General features: G+C 71.1%; 26 protein-coding genes and 1 pseudogene. 9 read left to right on the top strand and 18 right to left on the bottom strand.

Translation table 11 applies throughout. The annotated features are described in order from the left end of the window. Window positions 1-12: 12 nt before the first annotated feature. The 4 genes from EV378_RS10955 to EV378_RS10935 are packed head-to-tail and all read left to right on the top strand — an operon-like array spanning window position 13 to window position 4,671. Window positions 13-831, top strand: coding sequence for an alpha/beta fold hydrolase (locus tag EV378_RS10955; RefSeq protein ID WP_165922243.1), 819 nt, complete (start codon window positions 13-15; stop codon window positions 829-831). Beyond that, window positions 828-1,742, top strand: a complete 915-nt coding sequence (locus EV378_RS10950) for a DUF1028 domain-containing protein (RefSeq protein WP_132423516.1) — start codon at window positions 828-830, stop codon at window positions 1,740-1,742. The genes EV378_RS10955 and EV378_RS10950 overlap by 4 nt, the downstream gene beginning before the upstream one ends. Beyond that, window positions 1,739-2,989, top strand: coding sequence for a M20 family metallopeptidase (locus EV378_RS10945; protein ID WP_132423513.1), 1,251 nt, complete (start codon window positions 1,739-1,741; stop codon window positions 2,987-2,989). Before EV378_RS10950 ends, EV378_RS10945 begins: the two co-directional genes overlap by 4 nt. Window positions 2,990-3,015: 26 nt before the next feature. Further along, window positions 3,016-4,671: a PucR family transcriptional regulator gene (locus EV378_RS10935; protein ID WP_165922242.1), complete on the top strand. Its 1,656-nt coding sequence runs from the start codon at window positions 3,016-3,018 to the stop codon at window positions 4,669-4,671. Between the two features lie 253 nt (window positions 4,672-4,924). Here the strand turns inward: EV378_RS10935 and EV378_RS10930 are convergent, their stop codons facing one another. The 7 genes from EV378_RS10930 to EV378_RS10900 all read right to left on the bottom strand — a co-directional run bounded on the left by EV378_RS10930 (window position 4,925) and on the right by EV378_RS10900 (window position 11,277). Beyond that, window positions 4,925-5,182: a hypothetical protein gene (locus EV378_RS10930; RefSeq protein WP_132423504.1), complete on the bottom strand. Its 258-nt coding sequence runs from the start codon at window positions 5,180-5,182 to the stop codon at window positions 4,925-4,927. Continuing rightward, window positions 5,179-6,348: an alpha/beta hydrolase gene (locus EV378_RS10925; protein ID WP_132423501.1), complete on the bottom strand. Its 1,170-nt coding sequence runs from the start codon at window positions 6,346-6,348 to the stop codon at window positions 5,179-5,181. Before EV378_RS10925 ends, EV378_RS10930 begins: the two co-directional genes overlap by 4 nt. Before the next feature lie 170 nt (window positions 6,349-6,518). Next, window positions 6,519-8,075 (bottom strand): AMP-binding protein, encoded by a 1,557-nt coding sequence (locus EV378_RS10920; RefSeq protein WP_132423498.1) that lies wholly within the window; start codon window positions 8,073-8,075, stop codon window positions 6,519-6,521. 31 nt (window positions 8,076-8,106) lie between these two features. Then, the gene (locus EV378_RS10915) at window positions 8,107-9,090 is read right to left on the bottom strand and encodes a TIGR03617 family F420-dependent LLM class oxidoreductase (protein WP_132423495.1); all 984 of its coding nucleotides are present in this window, start codon (window positions 9,088-9,090) and stop codon (window positions 8,107-8,109) included. 11 nt (window positions 9,091-9,101) lie between these two features. Continuing rightward, window positions 9,102-9,890: an SDR family NAD(P)-dependent oxidoreductase gene (locus EV378_RS10910; protein ID WP_132423492.1), complete on the bottom strand. Its 789-nt coding sequence runs from the start codon at window positions 9,888-9,890 to the stop codon at window positions 9,102-9,104. Then, window positions 9,887-10,081 (bottom strand): hypothetical protein, encoded by a 195-nt coding sequence (locus EV378_RS10905; RefSeq protein ID WP_132423489.1) that lies wholly within the window; start codon window positions 10,079-10,081, stop codon window positions 9,887-9,889. The genes EV378_RS10910 and EV378_RS10905 overlap by 4 nt, the downstream gene beginning before the upstream one ends. Next, a complete protein-coding gene (locus EV378_RS10900) occupies window positions 10,078-11,277 on the bottom strand; it encodes a thiolase family protein (protein ID WP_132423486.1) in 1,200 nt (399 codons plus the stop codon). The genes EV378_RS10905 and EV378_RS10900 overlap by 4 nt, the downstream gene beginning before the upstream one ends. A gap of 120 nt (window positions 11,278-11,397) precedes the next feature. On the opposite strand from EV378_RS10900, the gene EV378_RS10895 reads away from it, so the two are divergent. Beyond that, window positions 11,398-11,982 (top strand): TetR/AcrR family transcriptional regulator, encoded by a 585-nt coding sequence (locus EV378_RS10895; protein ID WP_132423483.1) that lies wholly within the window; start codon window positions 11,398-11,400, stop codon window positions 11,980-11,982. A 23-nt stretch (window positions 11,983-12,005) separates the two neighbouring features. Here EV378_RS10895 and EV378_RS37040 read toward each other — a convergent pair whose 3' ends face one another. Both EV378_RS37040 and EV378_RS37035 read right to left on the bottom strand, forming a co-directional pair. Then, window positions 12,006-12,299 carry a helix-turn-helix domain-containing protein gene (locus tag EV378_RS37040; protein WP_424511215.1) on the bottom strand — a complete coding sequence of 98 codons (294 nt, stop codon included), beginning with the start codon at window positions 12,297-12,299 and terminating at the stop codon, window positions 12,006-12,008. Continuing rightward, window positions 12,290-12,475, bottom strand: a complete 186-nt coding sequence (locus EV378_RS37035) for a TetR-type transcription factor C-terminal domain-containing protein (RefSeq protein ID WP_424511236.1) — start codon at window positions 12,473-12,475, stop codon at window positions 12,290-12,292. The genes EV378_RS37040 and EV378_RS37035 overlap by 10 nt, the downstream gene beginning before the upstream one ends. Between EV378_RS37035 and EV378_RS36260 the strand changes: the two genes are divergently transcribed. The 3 genes from EV378_RS36260 to EV378_RS10880 all read left to right on the top strand — a co-directional run bounded on the left by EV378_RS36260 (window position 12,449) and on the right by EV378_RS10880 (window position 14,684). Continuing rightward, a complete protein-coding gene (locus EV378_RS36260) occupies window positions 12,449-12,625 on the top strand; it encodes a hypothetical protein (RefSeq protein WP_243653382.1) in 177 nt (58 codons plus the stop codon). The two genes, EV378_RS37035 and EV378_RS36260, sit on opposite strands and share 27 nt — an antisense overlap. A 139-nt stretch (window positions 12,626-12,764) precedes the next feature. Next, entirely contained in the window at window positions 12,765-13,199 is a 435-nt protein-coding gene (locus EV378_RS10885) for an ester cyclase (RefSeq protein WP_132423481.1), read from the top strand. 12 nt (window positions 13,200-13,211) lie between these two features. Then, window positions 13,212-14,684 (top strand): NAD(P)/FAD-dependent oxidoreductase, encoded by a 1,473-nt coding sequence (locus EV378_RS10880; RefSeq protein ID WP_132423478.1) that lies wholly within the window; start codon window positions 13,212-13,214, stop codon window positions 14,682-14,684. Window positions 14,685-14,760: 76 nt separating this feature from the next. Here the strand turns inward: EV378_RS10880 and EV378_RS10875 are convergent, their stop codons facing one another. Then, on the bottom strand, window positions 14,761-15,582 hold the full coding sequence (locus EV378_RS10875) for an enoyl-CoA hydratase/isomerase family protein (RefSeq protein ID WP_132423475.1): 822 nt from the start codon (window positions 15,580-15,582) through the stop codon (window positions 14,761-14,763). A 203-nt stretch (window positions 15,583-15,785) separates the two neighbouring features. Here EV378_RS10875 and EV378_RS10870 point away from each other — a divergent pair, with 203 nt between their 5' ends. Then, window positions 15,786-16,586: an enoyl-CoA hydratase-related protein gene (locus tag EV378_RS10870; protein WP_132423472.1), complete on the top strand. Its 801-nt coding sequence runs from the start codon at window positions 15,786-15,788 to the stop codon at window positions 16,584-16,586. Window positions 16,587-16,628: 42 nt separating this feature from the next. Here EV378_RS10870 and EV378_RS10865 read toward each other — a convergent pair whose 3' ends face one another. From EV378_RS10865 to EV378_RS10835, 8 genes and pseudogenes are all read right to left on the bottom strand, one after another. Beyond that, window positions 16,629-17,399, bottom strand: coding sequence for an enoyl-CoA hydratase-related protein (locus EV378_RS10865; RefSeq protein WP_207908633.1), 771 nt, complete (start codon window positions 17,397-17,399; stop codon window positions 16,629-16,631). Window positions 17,400-17,416: 17 nt separating this feature from the next. After that, a complete protein-coding gene (locus EV378_RS37030) occupies window positions 17,417-17,542 on the bottom strand; it encodes an enoyl-CoA hydratase-related protein (protein WP_243653599.1) in 126 nt (41 codons plus the stop codon). Between the two features lie 113 nt (window positions 17,543-17,655). Next, a pseudogene (locus tag EV378_RS37025) lies at window positions 17,656-18,051 on the bottom strand (enoyl-CoA hydratase-related protein); the annotation flags it as partial. Beyond that, window positions 17,990-18,748: an SDR family NAD(P)-dependent oxidoreductase gene (locus EV378_RS10855; protein ID WP_132423466.1), complete on the bottom strand. Its 759-nt coding sequence runs from the start codon at window positions 18,746-18,748 to the stop codon at window positions 17,990-17,992. The gene EV378_RS10855 and the pseudogene EV378_RS37025, both read right to left, overlap by 62 nt. 175 nt (window positions 18,749-18,923) lie before the next feature. Further along, a complete protein-coding gene (locus tag EV378_RS10850) occupies window positions 18,924-20,165 on the bottom strand; it encodes an acetyl-CoA hydrolase/transferase family protein (protein ID WP_132423463.1) in 1,242 nt (413 codons plus the stop codon). Window position 20,166: 1 nt separating this feature from the next. After that, entirely contained in the window at window positions 20,167-21,354 is a 1,188-nt protein-coding gene (locus EV378_RS10845; RefSeq protein WP_207908632.1) for a thiolase family protein, read from the bottom strand. Then, on the bottom strand, window positions 21,354-22,118 hold the full coding sequence (locus EV378_RS10840) for an SDR family NAD(P)-dependent oxidoreductase (RefSeq protein WP_132423460.1): 765 nt from the start codon (window positions 22,116-22,118) through the stop codon (window positions 21,354-21,356). The genes EV378_RS10845 and EV378_RS10840 overlap by 1 nt, the downstream gene beginning before the upstream one ends. Next, entirely contained in the window at window positions 22,118-23,284 is a 1,167-nt protein-coding gene (locus tag EV378_RS10835; RefSeq protein ID WP_132423457.1) for an acyl-CoA dehydrogenase family protein, read from the bottom strand. Before EV378_RS10835 ends, EV378_RS10840 begins: the two co-directional genes overlap by 1 nt. Between the last annotated feature and the right edge of the window lie 11 nt (window positions 23,285-23,295).

Here is a 23,295-nt window from a genome sequence, read left to right as displayed (position 1 = left end):
GAGACGAGAGCGATGCCGCATCCCGAGCGCCACACCGCGACCGGCAAGGCCGGCGAGCTGTCCTACCTGAGCTGGCCGGGACCGCAGACCGCCACACCGATCCTGTTCCTGCACCCGGTCAACACCGCGGCCGCGGTGTGGGAACAGGTCACCGCCGAACTCGGCGGTGAACGGCCGGCCGTCGCGGTGGACTACCGCGCCCACGGTCGGTCCGGGGCGGCCGGGCCCTATCAACCGGGCGACTACGCGGCCGACGCGTTCGCGGTGCTCGACGCCGCAGGGATCGGTCGGGCACACGTGGTCTGCGGGTCCATCGGCGGCGCGGTCGCCGCCGAGCTCACCGCGGCCGCACCGGAGCGAGTGGCCAGTATCGCCGCATTCGGCGCGACCCTGCGGGTCGGATGGGGCGCCGACCTGATCGACGAGGCCGTCGCGGCGCTGCGAGAGCTCGGGGTGCGGGAGTGGTTCACCCGCCACGGCGGCGAGATCCTCGGGCCGGCCAGCCGGCCCGGGGCCGCCGGCGAGCTCGTCGAACTGGCCACTGTCGGCCGCGACGGCGACCGGGACCTCGACACGGTGATCGAGGTGCTGCAGACCACGTTCGGACAGGCCGACGCCCGCGCGGCGGCCGCCTCGATCGACGCCCTACCACCGACCCGGGCGTTCGTCGGCACCCACGACCCGACCTGCCCGCCGGAGATGGCCCACGAGCTGGCCGGCTCTCTCGGTGGCGACGTCCGAGAGATCCCGGACATCGGACATCTGCCGATGCTTGAAGATCCGCGAGGCACGGCGCGCGCGGTGCACGACTTCCTCAGCGAGCTCGGATGACCTACTCGATCGTCGCCCGCGACAAGCAGACCGGCCAGCTGGGCGTGGCCTGCGAGTCGCACTTCTTCGCCCCCGGCGCCGGCGTCACCTGGGCCCAGCCCGGTGTCGGTGCGATCGCCACCCAGGCCTTCATCAACGGCGCCTACGGCGGCACCGGCATGAGCATGCTCGCCCAGGGCGCTCCAGCCGCCGACGTGCTCGAGAACCTCACCGCGACCGACGACCACCCCGAAGTCCGCCAGGTCGGGCTCGTCGGAATCAGCGGGGACGCGGCCACCTGGACCGGCGGCTCCTGCATCGCGGTCTGCGGCGGCATCGTCGACGGACCGGTCGCGGTGCAGGGCAACATGCTCGACAACGACCGAGTACTCCCCGCCATGCTCGACGCCTACCAGCACGCCGACGGCGACCTCGCCGAACGGATCATGACGGCGATGGAGGCCGCCGAACTCGCCGGCGGCGACATCCGCGGCAGCCAGGGCGCCGCGCTCCTCGTGGTCGACGGCCACCCCGTCGACGACCCGTGGAATCACCGACCGGTCGACCTGCGCATCGAGGACCACACCAACCCGATCGGCGAGCTGCGTCGCCTGCTCACCTACCGCCGCGCCTTCGACGCGGTGTCCGGCACCATGTTCGCCCCCGGACTCATGGTCGGCCCGTACACCGAGCCGCAACCCGGTGACCGGGACCGAGCCCTGGCGGAGCTGGCCGACGCGGCCGAGACGATGGAAGGGAACCCCGAGGCCGAGTTCTGGCGGGCAGTTCTTCTGGCCCGCAGCGGTGACCTCGACGCGGCGCGCGAGCAGCTGCGCCGCCCGCTGACCCGCACCCCGCGGCTCACAACCTTCCTCGGACGGCTCGCGGATGCCGGGTTCTTGACACACGACGACGTGGAGCAGCTGACATGACCCCGCTGGATCGCCGAATCCGGGCTGCGGTGGACGTCGATGCAGTCGTGGGCCTGGCTCGCGACCTCGTGCAGATCCGCTCGGAGAACCCACCGGGACAGGAGACCGAGGTCGTCGAGCACCTGCGTGGTGTGTTCGCCGACCTCGGCCTCGGGCGCGGCGACGTCGTCGAAGCCACGCCCGGTCGCCAGAACCTGATCGTCGGCACCGGCGACGGCGCAGCGTCGGGCAAGCCCGTCCTGCTGGTCAACGGGCACCTCGACACCGTGCCGGTGCGGCCGCAGGCATGGCGCCACGACCCGTTCGGCGGCCAGGTCCACGACGGGCGCCTCTACGGTCGTGGCAGCGCAGACATGAAGGGCGGAATCGCCGCGGCGATCACCGCGCTGCAGGTGTGCCGCAGCATCGGCGTCGACCTGCCCTGTGAGGTGGTGTTCCATCTGGTCGCCGACGAGGAGCTCGGCGGCGAGCACGGCACCGGCGCACTCGTCGAGCGGGGCCTGATCGCAGCCGACGCCTGCCTGGACCCCGAGCCCACCGGTCTCAAGCTCTGCCTCGCCGAACGCGGTCTGCTGTTCGCGCGGATCACCACCCGAGGCGTACCGGCACACGGCAGCGAACCCTCCAAGGGGCGAAGCGCGATCATCACCGCCGCCGCGATCTCCCAGGTCCTGCACGACAACGAGTTCCCCCAGCAGCCGCACCCACTGCTCGGAACCACTACCTGCAACGTCGGCATGATCCGCGGCGGCAGCGGCCCCAACGTCGTCCCGGAGGAATGCGAGCTGCGCATCGACCGACGGGTCCTACCCGGCGATACCGAGGACGGCGTGGTGCGAGGCATCGTCGACCGCATCAGCTCCCTCGGGCTGACCGCGGGCACCGACTACGAGATCGACGTCGAGCGGTTCTGCGAGCCCTCCGCGATCGACGCCGCCGACCCGTTCGTCGATCAGGTCGCCACGTCGTTCACCACGATGACCGGGCGGGAGCCGGGCACGACCGGACTCCCGTTCACCACCGACGCACGGTTCATGCGCAACCAGCTCGGAATCCCCTCGGTGGTGTTCGGCCCCGGCAAGCTCGAGCTCGCCCACGTCGTCGACGAGTACGTCGAGATCGAGTCCCTGATGACCGCCGTCGCGGTCTACGCTCACCTGTTCGCGACCTTTACCGGCACGAAACGAGCACGGGACGACGCCGACAACCAAGCGTCCCACTCTGGCGTGGCCGGTCAGACCGTGTAGCCGACCACCACGGTTGGAGGTGAGCCATGACCACTCCCGTGAGCGCCCAGGGCCTCACCCTCGACACGCTGCTCGGGCTGGTCGGCGGAGACTTCGCCGACGTGGTGCACGCCCCCACCGGCCTGGACCTGACCATCTGCGCGGTCCTGATCTACGACACCGCGACCACGAGCCAAGCCAACCCCGGCGACCTCATCCTCGTGATCGGCGTCCGTCCCACCGACCCCGCCGTCGGTGAGCTGCTCGACGTACTCGCCGGCGAGATCGTCCTCGCGTTCAAGGTCGCCGACGACCAGGAGCGCACCGCGCTACGGCATCTCGCCGTGGCCCACGGCGCGACAGTTCTGGCGATCTCGCCGCAGATGTCCTGGGACCAGCTGCATGCCCTTGCCCGCACCTCGATCTCCTCGGCGGCCGCCACGGTCGCCGACGACCGGGGTGTCCCGTTCGGCGACCTGTTCGCGCTGGCGAACTCCGCGGCGGCATCGCTCGAAGGGCCGGTCATCATCGACGACGACCGGATGGAGGTCATCGCCTTCTCCAGCCTCGGCGACGAGATCGACGAGATCCGCCATCAGTCGATCATCAATCGCCGTCCACCGAAGGAGTTCCTCGCCTGGTGCGAGTCGACCGGCATCCTCCCGCGGGTTCGTCAGAGTCTGCGCCCGGTTCGCGTCGTGCCGCCGGACGGTGCGACCAGGCTGGTCACCGCCATCCGCGGCGGGACCGACATCCTCGGCTACCTCTGGGTCGCCGAGACCAAGCGCGAGCTCGACCAGAACTCCGAGGACATGCTCGCCGAGATCGCGCGGGTCGCGGCGCTGCAGATCATCCGCTCGCGCATCAACGAAGATCTCGACCGCCGCCTGCGCGGCGACCTGCTGCGCAACGCGCTCGCCGGCCGCGGCGACAGCCAGACCGTCACCACCCGCCTCGGTCTCGAACGGGGCACGTTCAAGCTCGTCGCGTTCGCCCGGGACGACACGGGCGGCACCGACTCCTCGACCACTGACCAGCTCGCTCTGCGACCGGTAGAAGATCTCCTCGCGCTGCGCCTCGAACCTTCCCGTCGTGGCGCCGTGACCTGCTGCAACGGGCGCGTCTACGCGGCGATCCCACAGGACCCGGACGAGGTGGGAGGCGAGCTCGTCACGACCCTGGCCCGCGAGGTGGTCGGCCAGGCCCAGCGTCAGCTACGCGTCCAGCTGCGGGCCGCGGTCAGCGGCGAGATCACCGACGCCGACGGGCTCCTCGACGCCCGCCGCGACATCGACCGGCTGCTCAACCTGCCGCTGCTCGACGAGTCCCGCCGAGTCGTCGCCTTCGACGACTCCGTCGCCGAAGCGGTCATGTCCGAGCTCACCGACCTGGTACTCGAACGACCTCGGCTCTTACACGGTGGCGTCGCCGGAATGGTCGTCAGCGACCGCGACCGCGGCACCGAGTACCTCCCCAGCCTGCGTGCCTACTTCGAGGCGGGAGGGGACCTGACTGCCGCCTCCCGCACCCTGTTCGTGCACCGCAACACCCTCAAGTACCGGCTCACCCGGATACGGGACGCGTTCGGGGTCGACGTCGACGACTTCACCCAGCGCTTGGTCGCCGAGCTGCAGGTCGCCGTGTTCACCAGCCACCCCGAGCTACGCGAGCGCCTCGACGCCAGCCCCGCGGACGGCGACTAGGTCCGCTCTCCGTCGCGCGCACGATCGCGTCGGACTCCCTTCTCCGCCAGGTGCATCGGCGGTGGCCGGGGGGTCACTCGGACGAGACAGGGCCAGCCCGCACGAGGGCTTGCCGGATCTGGTCGTGGGACGGGCGGGAGTGTCCGATCAACGCCGGTAACACCTTGATCGGACACTCCCGGGCAGTGCACCACCTCGCGGTCTTGTCGGGTCACTTCTTGACTGCGGTGCCGTCCGCTGTTCGTGCAGCCGGTCAGGGCAGGGGAAGGTTCAGTTCGACGGTGTTGATCGCGTTGCCGGCGAGCCCGCCGGCGTTCTTGACGATGTTGTCGGCTCCCGTGCCACCGTCGACGAGGCCGAGGGGGTTCTCGTTCTCGAGGATCTCTACGGGGGTGGGTGGGCCGGGCGGCGGCGCGTACTGCGGTGTGGCTGCCGCGGCCGTGCTGACGACGGTGACTCCGGTGACTCCGGCGACGAGGATGGTGGCGGCGAGTCCGAGCGTGCGGGTCATGAGTCGTTCCTTCCGGGTTGGGGAGCGCGGCCGAGCTGCTCGTCGATCCAGGAGTTGGCCTTGGCGAACCAGTCCTTGGCGCCGACGTGCAGGTTGTTGTTGTGTCCGCTGTGGGGCTGGATGTAGAGCTCGTAGCTCTTGGCCTTCGGGTAGTACTTGGCCTCGTCGTAGGCGTTGCTGCCGGGCGCGGCGCAGTCCGGTTCGAGGATGTTCGGCTTGAAGCAGGTGAACTTGTCGTGCCGGCCGAGCGCGAGCAGGACGGGCGCGGTCACCTGGTTGCTGGGGGTCGGCCTGGTGAACACGATCGGGAGCCCGACGGTCTCGCCGCCGGTGAAGCTGTCCTTGTACTGCTCGTCGACATCGCAGACCTTCGGGTCGACGTCGGGCGCGTAGTAGAAGGTGCGGCAGCGGGCGCCGGGCACGGTGGTCAGGTAGGTGTTGGCGAGTCCGACCTTGCCCTTGAACTTCGGGTCGAGGGAGGCGGGGTAGAAGCCGGCCTGCCCGAACAGCTCCACGTAGTTGACGTTGTGGATGCCGCCGGAGATGACGAGCGCGTCCACGTCGCGGTAGCGCCCGGCCTCGGTGAACGCGGTGCCGGAGCCCAGCGAGTGGCCGACGAGCGCCACCTGGTCGAACGGCGTGCCGAGCCCGCCGGCACGCAGGTACTGGACGACCTGGTGGGCGACCCACGCGTTCGACTCGAAGTCGATGTCGGCGTCCACGAGTGGGCGGTCGCTGTAGCCGTAGCCGAGGCGGTCCACGTCGAGGGTGACGTAGCCGGCGTCGGTGGCGTACTTGACGTAGTTGTAGTTCTCCGGCTGGTAGGGCCAGTCCCAGTAGGCGTGGTTGTAGGTGCCGCCGTGCAGCAGCAGCTGCACGGGCCGGTCGGTGAAACCGGACTTGCTGCACATCCGCGCGAAGATCTGGTAGCGCTCGGTGCGGCCGGGTTTGAGCGTCACCGGCAGGGAGTAGTCGCCGCACGTGGCACCGCTGGCGGTGCGATCGGTGGCGACTTCGGTCCTGCTGGCGGTCCCGGTGGTTCCGGCGACGGCGACCGGATCGGGGGTGCCCGAGCCCGGCTCGTCCGCCCATGCGGCGGGCGCGAGCCCGCCTGCGGCGAGGAATCCGGCGGCTACGAGCAGCAGCCATCGTCTGCGTCTGGTCACGACACCCTCCACGTCGGGGGTGGGCCGACCTTCGAGCGGTCGTCGAGGGGCCCGCGGAACTGGAGTGGCAAGGTCCGCGCGGCTGGGGACGGTCGATGACCGAGAAGGGCCGCTTCGTGGTGGTTGCTCATCCGGTACAACGATCTCTGAGCAGCGAAGATACGGGTGAATCAGTGAACCTGACGGCCGCCGTCCGCCCAGTGGCGCGAGCGCAGCACCTTCTTGTCGATCTTCCCCGCCGGCGTGCGCGGAAGATCGTCGACGACGTGGATGGCCTTCGGTGTCTGGTGCGCGCCCTTGCGCTCGCGGACCAGCCGGGTCAGCGGCGCAGTGTCGATCTTTGCGCCCGGCCGGGGGGAGACGTAGGCGGTCACGGCTTCGCCCCACCTGTCGTCGGGCACCCCGATGACGGCGACGGCCGACACCCCGGCCGCCTCGGCGATGACGTCCTCGATCTCGCGCGGGTACACGTTGAAGGCGCCGCTGACGACGATGTCCTTCTTGCGGTCGACGAGGTGGAAGAAGCCGCGGTCGTCGCGCATCGCGAGGTCGCCGGTGTGCAGCCAGCCGCCGGCGAGTGCGTCGGCGGTCTGCTCGGGCTGGTTGCGGTAGCCGGTCATGACCGCGGCGGAGCGGACGCACAGCTCGCCGACCTCGCCGTCGGCGACGGGCTGGTTGCCGTCGTCGAGGATGTCGACCCTGGTCGCGGACACCGGGCGGCCGCAGGAGGCGAGCAGCGCAGGGTCTGCGTGCTCGTCCTTGCGCAGGCTGGTCGCCATGCCGAGGCACTCGGTCTGGCCGTAGCCCTGCATGATCACCGCGCCGAAGGCCTCGTACGCCTCGGCGATCCGGGCCGGCATCATCGGGGCGGAACCGTAGAGGAGCGTCTCCAGCGACGACAGGTCGGCGTCGCCGGCACCGTGATCGAGCAGTGCGTAGAGCATCGTGGGCACCGCGAACGTGTAGGTGATGCGCTCCTCGGCGACGGTGCGCAGCCAGTGCTCGGGATCGAAACCCTGGTGCAGGACCACGGTGCCGCCCTTGCAGAGCGTCGGCAGGACGGGGAGCACCCCGGCGTGGGTGATCGGCGCCGGGATGAGGTAGCGCGGGTTCTCCGGCAGCCCCCACGAGACGGTGAGCATCGCGGTCTGCGCGACGAGTGCGCGATGCGGCACCTCGACGCCCTTGGGCCGGCCGGTGGTGCCGCCGGTGTACTGGAGCCACGCCGTGTCCTCCGGGCCCGCGGGGCCGCGGTCGAGGGGACGCGCCGGGGCCGCAGCGGCCATGGCGAGCAGGTCCCGGCCGACCTCGGCCGGACCGAGGGAGAGCAGGTGCGCCACGTTCGCCGAGCCGGCGGTGATCTTCGCCGCGGTGGCCGCGAACTCGGGATGGACGACGAGCAGGGTGATGCCGGCGTCCTCGCACAGCGTCACGTGGTCGTCGGCGGAGCCGAGCGGGTGCAGCCCGGTGTAGGTGGCGCCGAGCAGGTAGCTGGCGGCCTGCAGCAGCCACACCTCCGGCGTGTTCGGGCTCAACGCGGCGACGGCGCTGCCCTTGCCGATCCCGTGTGCGGCGAGGACCGCCATGATGCGGCCGGTCGTGTCGGCCGCCTCGGCGTAGGTCACGCGCCGGTCGCCGAGCACGAAGGCGTCACGGGTGGGGTAGCGGCCGAACGCCTCGATGATCAGGTCACCGACGGTCGGATCGGCCGAGCTCGGGATGTGCATGGGTCTCCTCGTCGAGGTCGTCGCTGCGCTTCTACGCCCGGGCGTCCGCGAGCAGTCGTACGTCGAGGGGTGGGGCGGTCTGGAAGTTGACCCGGTCCACCACTCCTGCGTAGCGCTCGCGGGCCAGCTCGTAGGCCTGCGGCCAGTCGTCGGCGACGATGCAGAAGAAGTCGAGCACGTCGTCGGGGACGATGTCGGCCATGGTGTCGAGCTCGCCGCGGCGGACGCGGGCGCGCAGCTCGTCGCTCAGCCCACCCCAGCCGTGCAGGTCGAGCACGGGCTTGTACGCGGGCGTGGAGGCGTAGAAGGCGAACTGGCGGCGCACGGCCTCGCGGTGCTGTTCGCCGGGGATGCACAGCACGGTCGCGGCCACGTCGATCTCGCTGCGGTCGCGGCCGGCCTCGGCCAGGCCCTCGGCGAGGGCGGGCTCGGCGACGGTGCGCAGGTACTCGTGGGTGTGGATGGGATGGACGATCACCCCGTCGGCCACGGTGCCGGACGCCCGGAACATCAGCGGCCCGAGCGCGGCGAGGTAGATCGGCGGCGGCCCCCATTCCAGCGGGCCGGGGTTCATCGCGCTGGGCAGGTAGTCGTGGGCGTGGAACTCGCCGTGGAAGTCCAGCGGGTGCTCGCCCTGGAACGCCCCCCAGATGTGGCGCACAGCGCTGACGTAGTCGCGCAGCCGAGCCGTGGGCCGGCTGAAGGGCATGGAGAAGCGGCGTTCGATGTGTTTGCGGACCTGGGTGCCGAGGCCGAGGACGAACCGGCCCCGCGAGGCCCGCTGCAGGTCCCAGGCCGCGACGGCGGTCGTCATCGGACTACGCGGGAACGCCAGTGCGACCGAGGTGCCGAGGGTGACCCGCTCGGTGTGCTGCGCCGCCACGGCCAGCGACTGGTACGGGTCACCGATGGTCTCGGCGACGAACAGCCCGTCGAACCCGCCGTCCTCGACCTGCCGGGCCCGGGCAGGCAGCTCGTCGGCGTGCTGGGTGTAGAGGTAGAGATCGACCTTCATGTGCTCGGCCCTCACTGGTTGAGCGAGAAGCCGCCGTTGACCGGGTAGGTCTGCCCGGTGATCCACGAGGCGGCGTCGGAGGCGAGGAAGAGGATCATGTTGGCGGCGTCGCTCGGCTCACCGAGTCGGCGGATGACGTACTGCTTGAGCATCGCGGCGACCAGCGCGTCGTTCGCGGTCGCGGTCGCCACGCCCGGGGTGCGGATCGCCGAGAGCGCGACGCAGTTGACGGTGACCCCGTACCGGCCGGTCGCGCGGGCGAGGCCGCGGGAGAACCCGGCCGCGCCGGCCTTGGCACCGCCGTAGACGACCAGGTTCGGGTCGCCGACGCGGCCGGCGTCGGAGATCACCGTGACCACGCGGCCGTACCGGCGCTCCACCATGCCGGGCAGCACCGCGCGCGAGCAGTTCAGCACCCCGAAGTAGCTGGTGCCCATCCACGGCTCCCAGTCCTTGGGCCCGGTCTCCCAGAACGGCGGTGCGGTGGCCATCGGGTCCTGGGCGGGCCCGGCGTTGCCGGCGTTGTTGACCAGGACGTCGATGGTGCCGACGGCGGCCTCGGCGCGTTCGACCATGTCGGTGATCTCGTCGAGAGCGGTGACGTCGCAGCGCACGGCGAGCGCCGTGCCGCCGGCCTCGGTGATCTCCGCGTGGACGGCCTCGGCGCGGTCGAGGTGGTAGTCGTTCACGACCACCGTCGCGCCGTGCGCGGCGGCCAGCAGGGCGGTCTGGCGGCCGACGCCCTGTCCCGCACCGGTGACCAGCACGGTGCGTCCGCTCAGGCTGAGCAGGTCGGTCATGTCAGGAACTCCTGTTCGGGGTGGGGAAGACCGGAGCGGGCGGCGGCGACGAGGTCGCACGCCAGCACCAGCTCGAGCCCGGCGTCGAGGGCGGCGGGCGGGTCGTCACTGAGCCCGTTGAGGGCCGCGGGCCGGTCGAGGTGCAACCACAGCGCGGCGTCCCGCCTGGCCACCTGCACTGGGGACGTCACTGCCGGCCCAGGATCGTGACGGCGCAGGCGGCGGCGTCGGGGTGCACGTAGCCGCCGGCGTTCTCGGCCAGCCCGTGCCGGGCGCCGGGGACCTGCCGGTCACCGGCCCGGCCTCGCAGCTGGGTGACCAGCTCCACGACCTGCGCGCACCCGGTCGCCCCCACCGGGTGGCCGCGCGAGACCAATCCGCCGTCCGGGTTGACCGGTACCCGCCCGCCCAGCCGCGTGGCACCGGTGGCGAGGAGCTTGGGGCCCTCGCCGTGGCCGCAGAGGCCGAGCTCCTCGTACATGATCAGTTCGTTGGGGGACGCCGCGTCGTGCACCTCGACCACGTCCAGGTCCTCCGGCCCGATGCCCGCCTGGCCGTAAGCGAGCGTCGCGGTACGGGCTTCGAGGAGCTCGCCCGCGGTGCCGGGGATGCCGGAGAGTAGCGCCGAGGCCAGCACGCGGACCCGGGCGCCCTCGGCGTCCGCGCCCGGCAGCGGACGATCGGCTGCCCGGACCACCAGCGCGGCGGCACCGTCGGCGATCGGCGAGCACATCAGCATGGTGAGCGGGTCGGCGACCACCCGGCCGGCCAGGATCTCCTCGACGCTGCGCGCCTGGCGGTACTGCGCGTTCGGGTTGAGCGCACCGTGTGCGGAGTTCTTCGCGGCCACCTCGGCCAGGTCGTGCGCGGTGGCGCCGGAGCGCTCCATGTACTGCCGGGTGATCCGGGCGTAGACCTCCATGTAGAAGGACTCGGCCGGTTCGTCGCGGCCGGTGAGCTCGCGGGTGATGGCCGGGATGCGGTCGATGTCCGTGCCCGTGGTCATCGCGTCGAGCACCTGCCTGGTCGGCCGCCCGGTCATCTTCTCCGTGCCGCACACGACGACCGTTTCGTACATGCCGGATCGCACACCGGCCACCGCGACGTGCAGCGCGCTCGACGACGTCGCGCACGCGTTCTCGGTGTTGAGCACGGGCACACCCGCGAGGCCGGCTGCCGCGGCGACGACCTGCCCGCGGATCATCTCCTGCCCGGTGACCAGGCCCGCCATCGCGTTGCCGTGCACCAGGAGATCGACCCCGGTCGGCTCGATCCCCGCGTCATCCAGCGCTGCGCCGACCGCGGCTGCGCCCAGCGGAGCCAGCGTGGCGTCCTCGTGCTTGCCGAACGGGGTGATGCCCACCCCGACGATGTCGACCTGCCGCACGCGGCCTCCTCATCGAGTTAACTGCCTGATGAGTAAGAAAACTAGGGGCGGGTTCGTCGGGTGTCAAGCATTTGCTGCCCCATAGGTCAAGTTAAGATCCGGTCCTGGAGGTGATACCGGATGGGGCGACCCCGCTCGACGGACGTGCAGACCCTGGTCGATGCCGCCGCTCGCGTGTTCGAGCGGCGCGGCTTCGCCGAGGCAACCCTGCAGGACGTGGCGACCGAGGCCGGCGTGAGCAAGCCGACCGTCTACCAGTACGTCAAGTCCAAGCAGCGCCTGCTGGAGATCATCGTCGAGCAGGTCATCTACCCGCTGCGTGACGGGATCGAGCGCATCGTGGACAGTCCCGGCGACGCGCGCGCCAAGATCGAGGCCTACGTCGATCTGCACGTCCGCTCCGCGACTCGCTACACGGCCTACTACCAGGTCTTGATGGCCGACCAGCACCAGCTCTCCGCGGAGGGGCTGCGCGGCTACCAGGACTGGGCTCGGCAGGTGAACCGGTCGCTGGAACACCTGCTGCGGCAGGGGATCGAGCAGGGCGTCATCCGAGCGGACATCGACGTCGCGGTCGCGGTCCACCTGCTGAACACCACGTTCACCTCCGTCGCCCGCTGGTACCGGCCGTCGGGCCGGCTGAACCCGGACGCGGTCCGCGACGAGGTCATGAAGCTGCTCGGCGGACTCCTGCTGGACTCTTGACGCGCGCTTCATCCCTCCGTTATTTACTTGTCCAGTAAGACAAAAAATTGACCGAAGGCGGCCGGCGCAACGTGCTCTCGCTCGTCATCGTCATCATGTCGCTCCACGAGGTCCGCCGAGGGCACGGCGTGCGGGTCTGACCAGGTGCAGCCCCGTCGTCGCCGACAGTGCACCGAGACGATGCCGTGTTCGCGCATGACCCGCCCGACGCGTTTGCGTCCGACCCGGACTCCGGTGCCCAGGAGCAGTTCGGCGTGCACGCGCGGGGAGCCATAGGTCTGCCGCGAGCGTGCGTGGATGTCACGGATCACCTCCACCAGCTGCAGATCGGGCGCTGACGGGCGATCGCGCCAGTCACGCAGGCACGACTCACTGATTCACCGATCTCCTCGGGAGCGAGACCGCCACCTTCCCGATACCAGGGGTAGGACCATCCTGTTATGCCGTCGATAGCGAGGGTGACCAGGTGTACGTCCAGATCGGTACGGATCACACCGACGGCCTGCCCCTCTGCGATCAGATCGGCAACCCCAACCCGCAGTGGGTCGAGATGTTCATGGCGTCGCCGCGACGGGCGATCTCGTCGAAGGTGGGTGTGCGCATCGGGGGACACGGCGGGCCGACGTCGTCGGGCGATCGTTGACGGCACACGACGTGGTCTCCCGGCGAGTACCGGATCTACCCCCGGAGGAGGACGTCCCCGGTAACGGTGTCCACGAAGGTGAGGTCGTTCGCGACGAATCCCGGTTTCCGGCAGCGCGTCGCACGACGAAAGGACTCCGATGGCCGTGACTGCCCGCTCCGCGCTCGAGGCGTACCCGCAGCGCTACTTCGATGCCTGGAACCAGCGTGACCCGAGCATCGCCCTCGAGGTCATCCACCCGAAGGTGCATTGGACCGATCCGCTGCTGCCCGAGCCGCTGACCGACCATGAGGGAGCAGGGGGGTTCTTCGGCGGGGCCTGGACGGGCTTTCCCGACATCCGGTTCGAGGCGGTCGGGGCTCCGCTCGTCGACGAGCAGCATGCCCGCGTCGCCTGTGCCTGGATGATGACCGGGACCCACCTCGGTGAGTTCCCGGCGGGGGTACCCGCGAGCAACGCCTCCTTCTCGATCCCGGGTGCCGATGTGTGGGAGGTCGACAGCGAGGGACGCGCGGTCTCGGTGCACGCCTTCTACGACTCGATCGCCCTGCTGCGGGCGATCGGGATCGCCTGACGGGTATCCCTGATGACCAGGGTGGAGAAGGTCGACGTCGTCATCGTGGGGGCCCGGTGCGCCGGAGCGGCCGCCGCGGCACCCCTTGCCAGGGCAGGCCGCTCCGTCGTCGTCGTCGACAAGAGCCGGTTCCCGTCGGACACGATGTCCACGCACGTGCTGGTGCCCAACGGTGTCCAGGAGCTGCAGCGGCAGGGTGCGCTCGACGCGATCCTCGCGATGAACCCTTCGCGCTCGAGGTTCCTCACCCTCCAGGACGGGGACGTCGAGATCCGGGAGCGGTTCCGGCCGTTCTCCGGTATCGACTTCGGACTGTGCATCCCGCGGACGCTGCAGGACAAGGCACTCGTGGACGCGGCCAGGGCCGCCGGGGCGGAGATCCGCGAGGGGGTCAACGTCGACTCGGTGGTGCACACCGACGGACGGGTCGCCGGTGTCCGCTGCCGGACGAAGACCGACGAGTACGAGATCCACGCGTCACTCGTGGTCGGTGCCGACGGGCGGCGCTCCCAGGTCGCGGCCGAGGTGGGCTCGTGGGAGCCGTACCGGTCATCGAGGAACGGCCGGGGCTTCGCGTTCCGCTACGTGGACGATCCGATGGGGGACGATGCCCCGGACGCCATGCAGATCTACCGCGAGGAGGGCGACTCCGTCCTGGTGCTGCCGTCGTGCCCGGCCGGGCGGATGGTGGTCGTGAACATGGTGGACGCGGCGCTGATCCCGCGGTTCCGCGCCGACCCCGACGCCGAGTGGGAAGGCGTGATGCAGCGCAACCCCCGGGTCCGGGAACGGATCGAGGGCGCGACGAACGTCAGCTCACAGCGGACGACGGCGGATCTGGCGTCCTACTACCGGCGTTCGTCGGGCCCCGGCTGGGCACTCGCCGGCGACTCCGGCCACTTCAAGGACCCCACGACCGGGAACGGGATGCGGGACGCGTTGAAGTTCGGGCGTCTCCTCGGCGAGACGGCCGCGGTGCACCTCGACGACCCCGTCGAGCTGGACGCCGCGGTGCGGCGCTGGGAGGCCGAGCGTGACGCGGACACGATCTCGACCTATCACTGGGGCAACCGGGAGACCCGTCCCGGACCGACGAGCCCGCTGATCCGTGAGGTCCTGCGGACGTTCTCGGGCAGTACCGGGCCGAACCTGTCGGACACGTTCAACCGGGCGCGTCCGGTCGAGGCCGTCATCAGCCCCCGGCGGCTGGTGGTGGGGTTGAGCCGCACGCTGCGGACGCCCGGGGTGGACCGGGGAGCGGTGCTGCGGGAGGTCCTCCAGGAGATCCCGATCGAGTACGGGATGCGGCGGCACCGGCTGTTCGACGGTTTCCGGTCGTGCCGGCCGACCGCATCGGAGCATCCGGGGGCGGAGTTCTCCCGGAGACCGTCGGTGCGGACGGCGCAGGGGGACCGGCCACCGGAGAGCGGCCGAGTGTCCTCGCCCGACGGCGACGCGGTCCTGGCGCGGGATCGACAGAGCTGACTCCGCTCGCCGCCCGGCGGAACCGGTCGTGGTGAGCACGAACCCGGGCTTCGGGATGCGGCATGCCGGCAGGCCGTCATTCTCCTCGGAACACGGGCTCACGGCCCGCCCGGAACGCGTCGAGTGCCTCGCTCATGTCCCGCGTGCGGCTGAGCACGGCCTGCCCGCGGTTCTCGAGTTCCAGGGCGGCCGCGTACGAGCCGATCTCCAAGTTGGCGTGCATCGCGCGCTTCGACATCCGCACGCCTGCCGGCGAGTTGCGACAGATCTGACCCGCGAGCTCGCGCACGGTCGGCAGCAGCTGGTCCGCCGGGACGATGCGGTTGAGGAGGCCCCTGCGCTCGGCCTCGTCGGCGGACATCGTGCGCCCCGTGAAGACGAGCTCGGCGGCCGCGGCGGGGCCGATGAGCCGCGGAAGGAGCCATGACGTGCCCAGGTCGCCGGCGGAGAGCCCGATCGTGACGAACGAGGCCACAAAGCGGGCGTTCGGGGAGCCGATCCGGATGTCGGCGGCGAGCGCGAGCGCCATGCCTCCACCGGCGGCCGCCCCGTTGACGGCGGCGACGACGGGGACCCGGACCGAGCGGAGCGCCAACAGCGCGCGGGCAGCGCGTTCCTGCAGATCCAGCATGCCGACGGCACCCAGCTCCGGGAGCCGTTCGGCGTCGGCGAGGTCGTACCCGGCGCAGAACGCCCGTCCGGCGCCCGTGACCACCAGGACTCGCGCGTCGTCCCGGCGCTCGAGCAGGTGCGCGACGTCCGCCAGCTCGTCGAACATCGTCGCGGTCATCGCATTGGCGCGGTCCGGACGGTTCAGCGTCAGTACGACCACGCCGCCCGGATGCTCGGTGAGGTGCAGCGTCGTCGGAGCGGGTGCCGGGCCGTGCCGATCGGACATGTCCATCCTTCCACGCGAGATATCTGCGGACAGACCATATCAAAGAACAGACCAAAAGATCCGAGCGAACGCGAGGTGGCGATGGCAGCCGGCGACGAGCACACATGAGAATGATATAAAAGGTCAGTCCAAATCAGGTTCGCTGGTCGCGCGCCGCGCAGGCGCTCCGATGCAGCCTTCCGCACCGTCGAGGAAGGGTGGGCATGAAGCCCGAGGAGTTCACGGACATCAGCTACGAGGTCGAGAGCGGCCTCGCGTGGATCACGATCGACCGGCCGGACCGCTACAACGCCTTTCGCGCACGCACCGTCGACGAGCTGGTGCACGCGTTCAAGCTGGCGTGGGCCGACGACGCGGTCGGTGTCGTCGCGCTCACCGGGGCCGGAGAGAAGGCGTTCTGCACCGGTGGCGACCAGAAGCAGCGCATGGAGTCGGGTGACTACGGCCCGTCGGAGACCGGGCTGTTCGAGGTCGACGCGCTGCACCGGGTGATCCGGGACGTCCCCAAGCCGGTCATCGCGGCCGTCAACGGGTTCGCGATCGGCGGCGGCCACGTGCTGCACCTGCTCTGTGACCTGACCATCTCCGCCGACAGCGCCGTCTTCGGGCAGAACGGCCCGAGGGTCGGTTCCTTCGACGCCGGCTTCGGCACCGGCCTGATGGCCCGCGCCATCGGGGAGAAGCGCGCGCGGGAGATCTGGTTCCTCTGCCGGAAGTACTCGCCCGAGCAGGCCGAGGCGTGGGGCCTGGTCAACAAGGTGGTCCCGGCGGCCGACCTGCGGTCCGAGGTCCGCGCCTGGGCGGACGAGATCCTCCGGCTCTCGCCCACCGCGCTGAAGGTCCTCAAACAGTCGTTCAACTCCGACACCGAGCACTTCGCGGGGGTCGGTCAGATGGCGTACTCGTCGCTCAAGCTCTTCGGGGAGTCCGCCGAGGCACAGGAGGGGATCACGGCCTTCAACGAGAAGCGCCAACCGGAGTTCGCCCAGTACCGCACGCACTGAGACGCACCCGGGCCCGGGCGGACGATCCGCCCGGGCCCCTGCTCAGCGGAAGCGTGGAGCGCGCTTCTCCAAGAACGCCGAGATGCCCTCCACCGCCTCACCCTGCTCGAAGAGCTGCTGTATCTGCTCCACCTCGTAGCGGCGTCCCTCGGCGAACGGCCGGTCGAAGGCGGCGTCGACCGCGCGGACGACCGCCGCGACCGCCGGTCGGGAGACGGCCCTGAGCCGCCCGGCGAGTTCCAGCGCCGCGGTCAGGGCCGCGCCGGCGGGGACCACCCGGTCCACCAGGCCGATCGCGCCTGCTTCGGCCGCATCGATCTTCCGTCCGGTGGCCATGAGATCGATCGCCCTCCCACGGCCCACCAGACGCGGGAGCCGCTGCGTCCCGGCGGCCCCGGGGATCAGCCCGAGCGTCACCTCCGGGAGCCCGAACACCGCATCGGCTCCGGCGACCCGCATCGTTGCGGCCATCGCAAGCTCGAGGCCGCCGCCCAGCGCGACCCCCTCGACCGCGGCGATGCCGACCAGATCCGCGTCGGCGAGTCGTTCCACGACGAACCGGAGCTGGTCGCCGTAGGCGGTGAAGGACTCGGCGTCCAGCGTGCGCATGTGTCCGATGTCGGCGCCGGCGCCGAAGAAGCCGGGGATCGCCGACGTCAGGACGAGCACCCGGGTGCCGCGACGCTGGGCCTCGTCGAGCACCGCGTGCAGACCGTCGATGATCGGTGGCCCCAGCGCGTTCGCCGGGCGCCGGGCGATCGTCGCGACCAACACGTCCTCGGCTCCTTCGGTCCAGCTCACCACGTCGGTCACGGTGGGTTCCTCTCGAGTCATGCGCGCCGGGAAAACGGTCGAACCGGGGCGACCGTCTCCGCCTCCAGCTCGGCGAGGGGGACCACGGCGTTGACGAGCCCCATCCGCAAGGCCTCCTCGGCGTCGTACTGCTCGCAGGGCAGCCAGAACTCCTTGGCCCGCTTCTGTCCGATCTGCTGGGCGAGCAGGGCCGCGCCGAACCGCCGTCGAAGGACCCGACCCTCGGGCCGACCTGCCCGAACCGGGCGTTGTCCGCGGCGATGGTCAGGTCACAGACCAGGTGAAGCACGTGACCGCCGCCGATGGAGTACCCGGCGACCATAGCGACGACCGGCTTGGGGAGGCGCCGGATCTGCACCTGCAGATCGGTGACGTGGAACCGGCCGACACCGCCGACCTGATCGGGGTCGGTCAGGTAGCCGGTGTCGCCGCGGACGCGCTGGTCGCCGCCGGAGCAGAACGCGTCGGGCCCCTGCCCGGTCAGCACGATCACCCCGATGCCGCCGCCGCTGTCGTCGTACCGGATGTCGGTGTAGTCGTGGGCGGCGGTCCAGTCGACGGGCAGCCGCTCTCCGGGGAAGCGCACCGGCTCAGGCCATCGTGAGGCCGCCGCTGACCGACAGCGTCTGACCTGTGAGGTAACCGGCGGCATCGGAGGCGAAGAACGCGACGGCCGCGGCGACGTCGGCCGGCGACGCCAGACGCTTCATGGGCACCGCGCGGGTCATGCCACCGAGGACCTTGTCGGAGCCCTGCCCGGAGTTGTCGGCGAACGCGCGCAGCGCGGGGGTGTCCGTGGGCCCGGGGCACACGGTGTTCGCGGTGACGCCCTTCGTCGCGACCTCCCGGGCGAGGGTCTTGGTGAAGGCGATCGTGCCGCCCTTCGCCCCCGAGTACACGGCCTCCAGGGACGAGCCGACCCGGCCCGCGTCCGACCCGACGTTGACGATCCGCCCGAAACCGCGCTCGACCATGCCGGGTACGACCGCGTGGCAGACCCGCAGCATGCCCTTGAAGTTGATGTCCAGGATGCGGTCCCAGAACGGCTCGGTGGTGTCGACGAAGTTCATGAAGTCGTCCCACCCGGCGTTGTTCACGGCGACCTCGATCGGCCCCAGCTCCTCGGTGACCGTCGTGACGGCCGTGCGGATCTCCTCGGTGGAGGTGACGTCGGCGCGAACGGCGAGCGCGGTGCCGCCCGCCTCGGTGATCGTCGCGGCGGTGGCCTGCGCCGCCTCCAGGTTCAGGTCGGCGACCGCGACCCGGAATCCCTGCCCGCCGAGGGTGGTCGCGATGCCCTGGCCGATCCCCTGGGCTCCGCCGGTCACGAACGCGGTGCGGTTGCTCATCTGTCCTTCTCTCCGTGCGGGGCCCGGGTGCTCGGGCCGTGGTCAGGTGCCGGTCGGCGGACGGCCCGGCACGTGCCGGGCGGTCCGCACGGAATCGATCATCCGGACCTCGTATTCGGTCGGGATGAGCTCCGGTTCGTTGCGGAAGCCGTCGCGCGTCCGATCGCGTGGACCGTCACGGACACGGGCAGGCCCATGCGTCCTCCTCGTCGGTGCGCAGCAGTGCGTCCCGGTGTCCGGGCGCGGCGACGGCGGCGAGCCGTGCGGGCCGCCGGGCCGACGGGGCCCCGCGCAGCCAGGCCACGCCGTGTTCGGTGACGACCACGTCGACGTCGGGGCGTCCGGTGGTCACCGGGCCGTCCAGCCGGTGGACGATCGTCGAGGTGCCGCCCGCGGTCGTCGACCGCAGGGCGATGATCGACAGGCCCCCGGACCGGGCCGCGGCCCCGGAGAAGTCGGCCTGACCGCCGATGCCCCCGATGTGACGGCCACCGGTGCTCTCGGCGCCGACCTGTCCCTGCAGGTCGACCTGCAGTGCCGAGTTGACCGAGACGAGCCGCCGGAACCGGGCGAGCACGCCCGGCGCGTGGGTGTAGCTCGCCGGCCGGAAGGACACCGGCAGCTCCGGGATGCGGTCGTAGAGCTCTCGGCTCCCGACGGCCGTTCCGGCCACCACCCGACCGGGGTCGATCTCCTTGCGTGCCCCGGTGAGCACCCCGGACTCGAGTAGCGGAAGTACGCCGTCGCCGATCATGCCGGAGTGCAGACCGAGATCGCGGTGACCGGTGAGCTCCTGCAGCACCGCTCCCGGCAGCGAGCCGACACCGAGCTGCAGGGTGTCCCCGTCGGAGACGAGCTCGGCCACGCGCCGGGCGATGGCCCGGTCGACCGGGTCGGGTGCGCGGTCGGGGGCCTGGGGCAACGGCCGGTCGGTCTCGACCGTCGCGTCGAAGCGGGCGAGCGGGATGCCCGGCGCGTCCGCGGCGGGCATCCGGGTGTTGATCTCTCCGATCAGGATGCCGCTGTGCGGCAAGGCATCGGCCACGTAGTCGACGCCGATGCCGAGCGAGCAGACGCCGTCAGGGCCGGGCGGTGCCACCTGGACCAGCCCGACGTCGACCGGGAGCAGGCGCTCCGCGAACAACGAGGGCAGGGCCGAGTAGTGGGCAGGCACGATGTCGAGCCGCCCGGACCGGTGCGTGGCGCGCAGCTCGCCCATCGCGCCGTAGGAGCACATCCGGATCTGCGGCGGAAGGTCCCGCAGTCGCCGATTGAGGCTGAGACCGCAGAACGCGTGGACGTCGCCGATCTCCGGCGCACGGTCGAGAAGGGCGTCGACCAGCGGTCTGGCCTCGGCCCCGGCCTGGCCCCACCAGACGCCCCGGCCGGGCCGGACGTACGGACGCAGGTCCAGCACGTCAGACCCGCTCGACGAGAGTGGCGGTGCCGAGTCCGCCGCCGCAGCACATGGTCACCAGCCCGAGCTCGGCGTCGCGTCGCTCCAGCTCGGCGACGACGGTCGCCAGCAGGCGCCCACCGGTCGCGCCGACCGGATGGCCGAGTGCGATCGCGCCGCCGTTGACGTTGACCCGGTCCGGAGCCGGTTCCAGCTCGCGCTCCCAGGCGAGTACCACCGAGCTGAACGCCTCGTTCACCTCGAACAGGTCGATGTCGGCGACGGTCAGCCCGTTGCGGTCGAGGATGCGCCGCGTCGCGGGGATGGGGCCGGTCAGCATGATCACCGGGTCGACGCCGACCGTGGTCTGGTCGACGATCCTGGCGCGCGGAACCATGCCGTGTTCCGCGGCGGCGTCACCGGAGGCCAGCAGCACCCCGGCCGCGCCGTCGCAGATCGGTGAGGAGCTGCCTGCGGTGACCCGGCCGTCCTGGGGACGGAACACCGTCGCGAGGCCGGACAGCGTCTCGACGGTCGTCCCGGGGCGGATGGTCTGGTCGCCGCGCAGGATCTCGCCGTCGTGTTCCCAGCGGATCAGTTCCTCGTCGAACCGGCCCGCCGCGACCGCCTCCGCGGCGAGCCGGTGCGACCGGGCCGCGAACGCGTCCATCTCGTCGCGCGAGAGCTCCCAGCGGTCCGCGATCAGCTCCGCGCTCTCGCCCTGTGGCACGAAGTCGTAGCGCTCCCACATCCGGGCCGTCCACGGGTCGCCGTACAGCTCGGAGATCGCCGCCGGGGAGTTCATCGGGACGTGACCCATGTGCTCGACGCCCGCGGCGATCACGACATCGTGCACCCCCGATGCGACCAGCGACGCGGCCATCTCGCCCGCCGTCTGTGCGGAGCCGCAGCGCCGGTCCAGGACGACGGCGGGCACCTCGGGTGGGTATCCCTCCTGCAGCCAGGCGTTACGCCCGATGTTGCGCGACTGCTCGCCGAACGGCGCGGTACAGCCGACGACGACGTCCTCGACCACGCCGGGGGCGATCGTCGCGCGTCGGAGCAGGTCCCGGTAGACGGCCCCGAGCAGGTCGTTGGGGTGCACGTCGCGGTGCCAGCCCTTCTCCGGGTGCGACCGCCCGAAGGGGGTCCGGGCCCCCGCGACGACGAACACGTCCCGGCCGGTGAAGGGTCCGCTCCGGCGCGCCATCAGATGACCGTCCCGCCATCGACCGGGAGGACCTGGCCGGTGATGTAGGACGCGGCGGGCGAGGCCAGGAACACGAAGCTCGCGGCGATCTCCTCCGGGTGCGCCCATCGGCCGAGCGGGATGCGCTCCAGCGTCCTGGCCGCGAGCTTCTCGTTGTTCCGGATGTTCTCCGTCATCGCGGTCGCCGCCAGTGGCGCGATCGCGTTCACCGTGACCCGGGTCCGGGCCAGTTCCCTGGCCAGCGACTTCGTCAGCCCGACGACGCCGGCCTTCGCCGCGCCGTAGTTCGCCTGGCCGATGGTGCCGACGAGTCCGGCGGCCGAGGTGACGTTGAGGATCCGCCCGCTGCCGTCGTCGGGCAGGAATCCCAGCGCGGCCTGTGAGCAGGTGAACGTGCCTCCGACGTGGATGTCGACGATGCGGCGGAAGTCCTCATCGGACAGGTTCCCGAACATTGCGGGAGCGATCGCCCCGGCGTTGTTCACCAGGATGTGCAGCGGGCCGCCGCCGAGCGCCGCCGCCGCGGCGACGGCGGCATCGGCGGCGGGGCGGTCCCGGACGTCGAGGGCGGCAGCGTCGGCGTTCCCGCCCTGACCGGCGATCCGGCAGGCGACGGCGGTGGCCGCGTCCGGGTCCACGTCGGTCACGAGCACCGCGGCGCCCGCCGCGGCGAAGGCCGTGGCGACCGCGGCGCCGATGCCGCAGCCCGCCCCGGTCACGAGGGCGGCTCGTCCGTCGAGGGAGAAACTCTCGAGCGCGGGCATCAGTAGCTCCTGGGGAGGCCCAGCACGTGCGAGCCGAGGTAGTTGAGCACCATCTCCTGGGACAGCGGAGCGATCTTCAGCAGCCGTGCCTCCCGGAAGTAGCGAGCGACGTGGTACTCCTCCGAGTAGCCCATCCCGCCATGGGTCTGGAGGGCCCGGTCCGCGGCCTCGAAGCCCGCGTCCGCGCACAGGTACTTGGCCGTGTTCGCCTCGCGTCCACTCGGCATGCCCCGGTCGTAGAGCCAGGTCGCCTTGCGCAGGGCCAGCTCGGCGGCGTCGAGCCGGGCCAGCGAGTCCGCCAGCGGGAACTGCAGGCCCTGGTTCATCCCGATCGGGCGACCGAACACCTCCCGCTCGTTGGCGTACCGAACGGCCCGGTCCAGTGCGACCCGGCCCAGCCCGAGCGCCTCGGCGGCGACCAGCATCCGTTCCGGATTGAGCCCGTCGAGGATGTAGGTGAAGCCCTTGCCCTCCTCGCCGACACGGTCCTCGGCCGGGATCATGAGGTCGTCGATGAACAGCTCGTTCGAGGTCACCGCGTTGCGGCCCATCTTGGGGATGGGGCGGATGTCGACCCGGTCACGGTCCAGATCGGTCAGGAACAGCGTCATGCCGTCGGTCTTGCGGTCGACCTCCTGCAGCTTCTGCGTGCGGGCCAGCAGGAGCACCTTCTCCGACTCGGCCGCCTTCGAGATCCACACCTTCCGGCCGTTCACCCGGTAGTGGTCGCCCTCGCGCGTCGCGAACGTGGTGATCCTCGTCGTGTCCAGGCCGGCGCCCGGCTCGGTCACGCCGAAGCAGACGTGCAGTGAGCCGTCGACGATCCGGGGTAGCGTCCGCCGTTTCAGCTCCGCGGAGCCGTGTTTGATCACCGGGTGCATCCCGAAGATCGACAGGTGGATCGCGCTGGCCGCGTTCATCCCGCCGCCGGAGCGGACCACCTCTTCGATCAGCAGCGCCGCTTCGGAGATCCCGAAGCCGTGTCCGCCGTAGGCCTCGGGCGTGGTGATCCCCAGCCAGCCGCCGGAGGCGAGGGCGTCGTAGAACTCCGACGGGAACACCTTGTCCCGGTCGTGCTCCATCCAGTAGTCGTCGCCGAACTTCCCGGCCAGGTCCGCCACGGCGGCCCGGATGATCGCCTGATCCTCACTGAGCTCGAAATCCACGCCTCACCTCT

It is taken from the genome of Pseudonocardia endophytica (genome assembly GCF_004339565.1).
Taxonomy (GTDB): domain Bacteria; phylum Actinomycetota; class Actinomycetes; order Mycobacteriales; family Pseudonocardiaceae; genus Pseudonocardia; species Pseudonocardia endophytica.
Note: the sequence above shows the minus strand (reverse complement) of the source record. Positions and strands in the feature narration are given on the sequence as shown.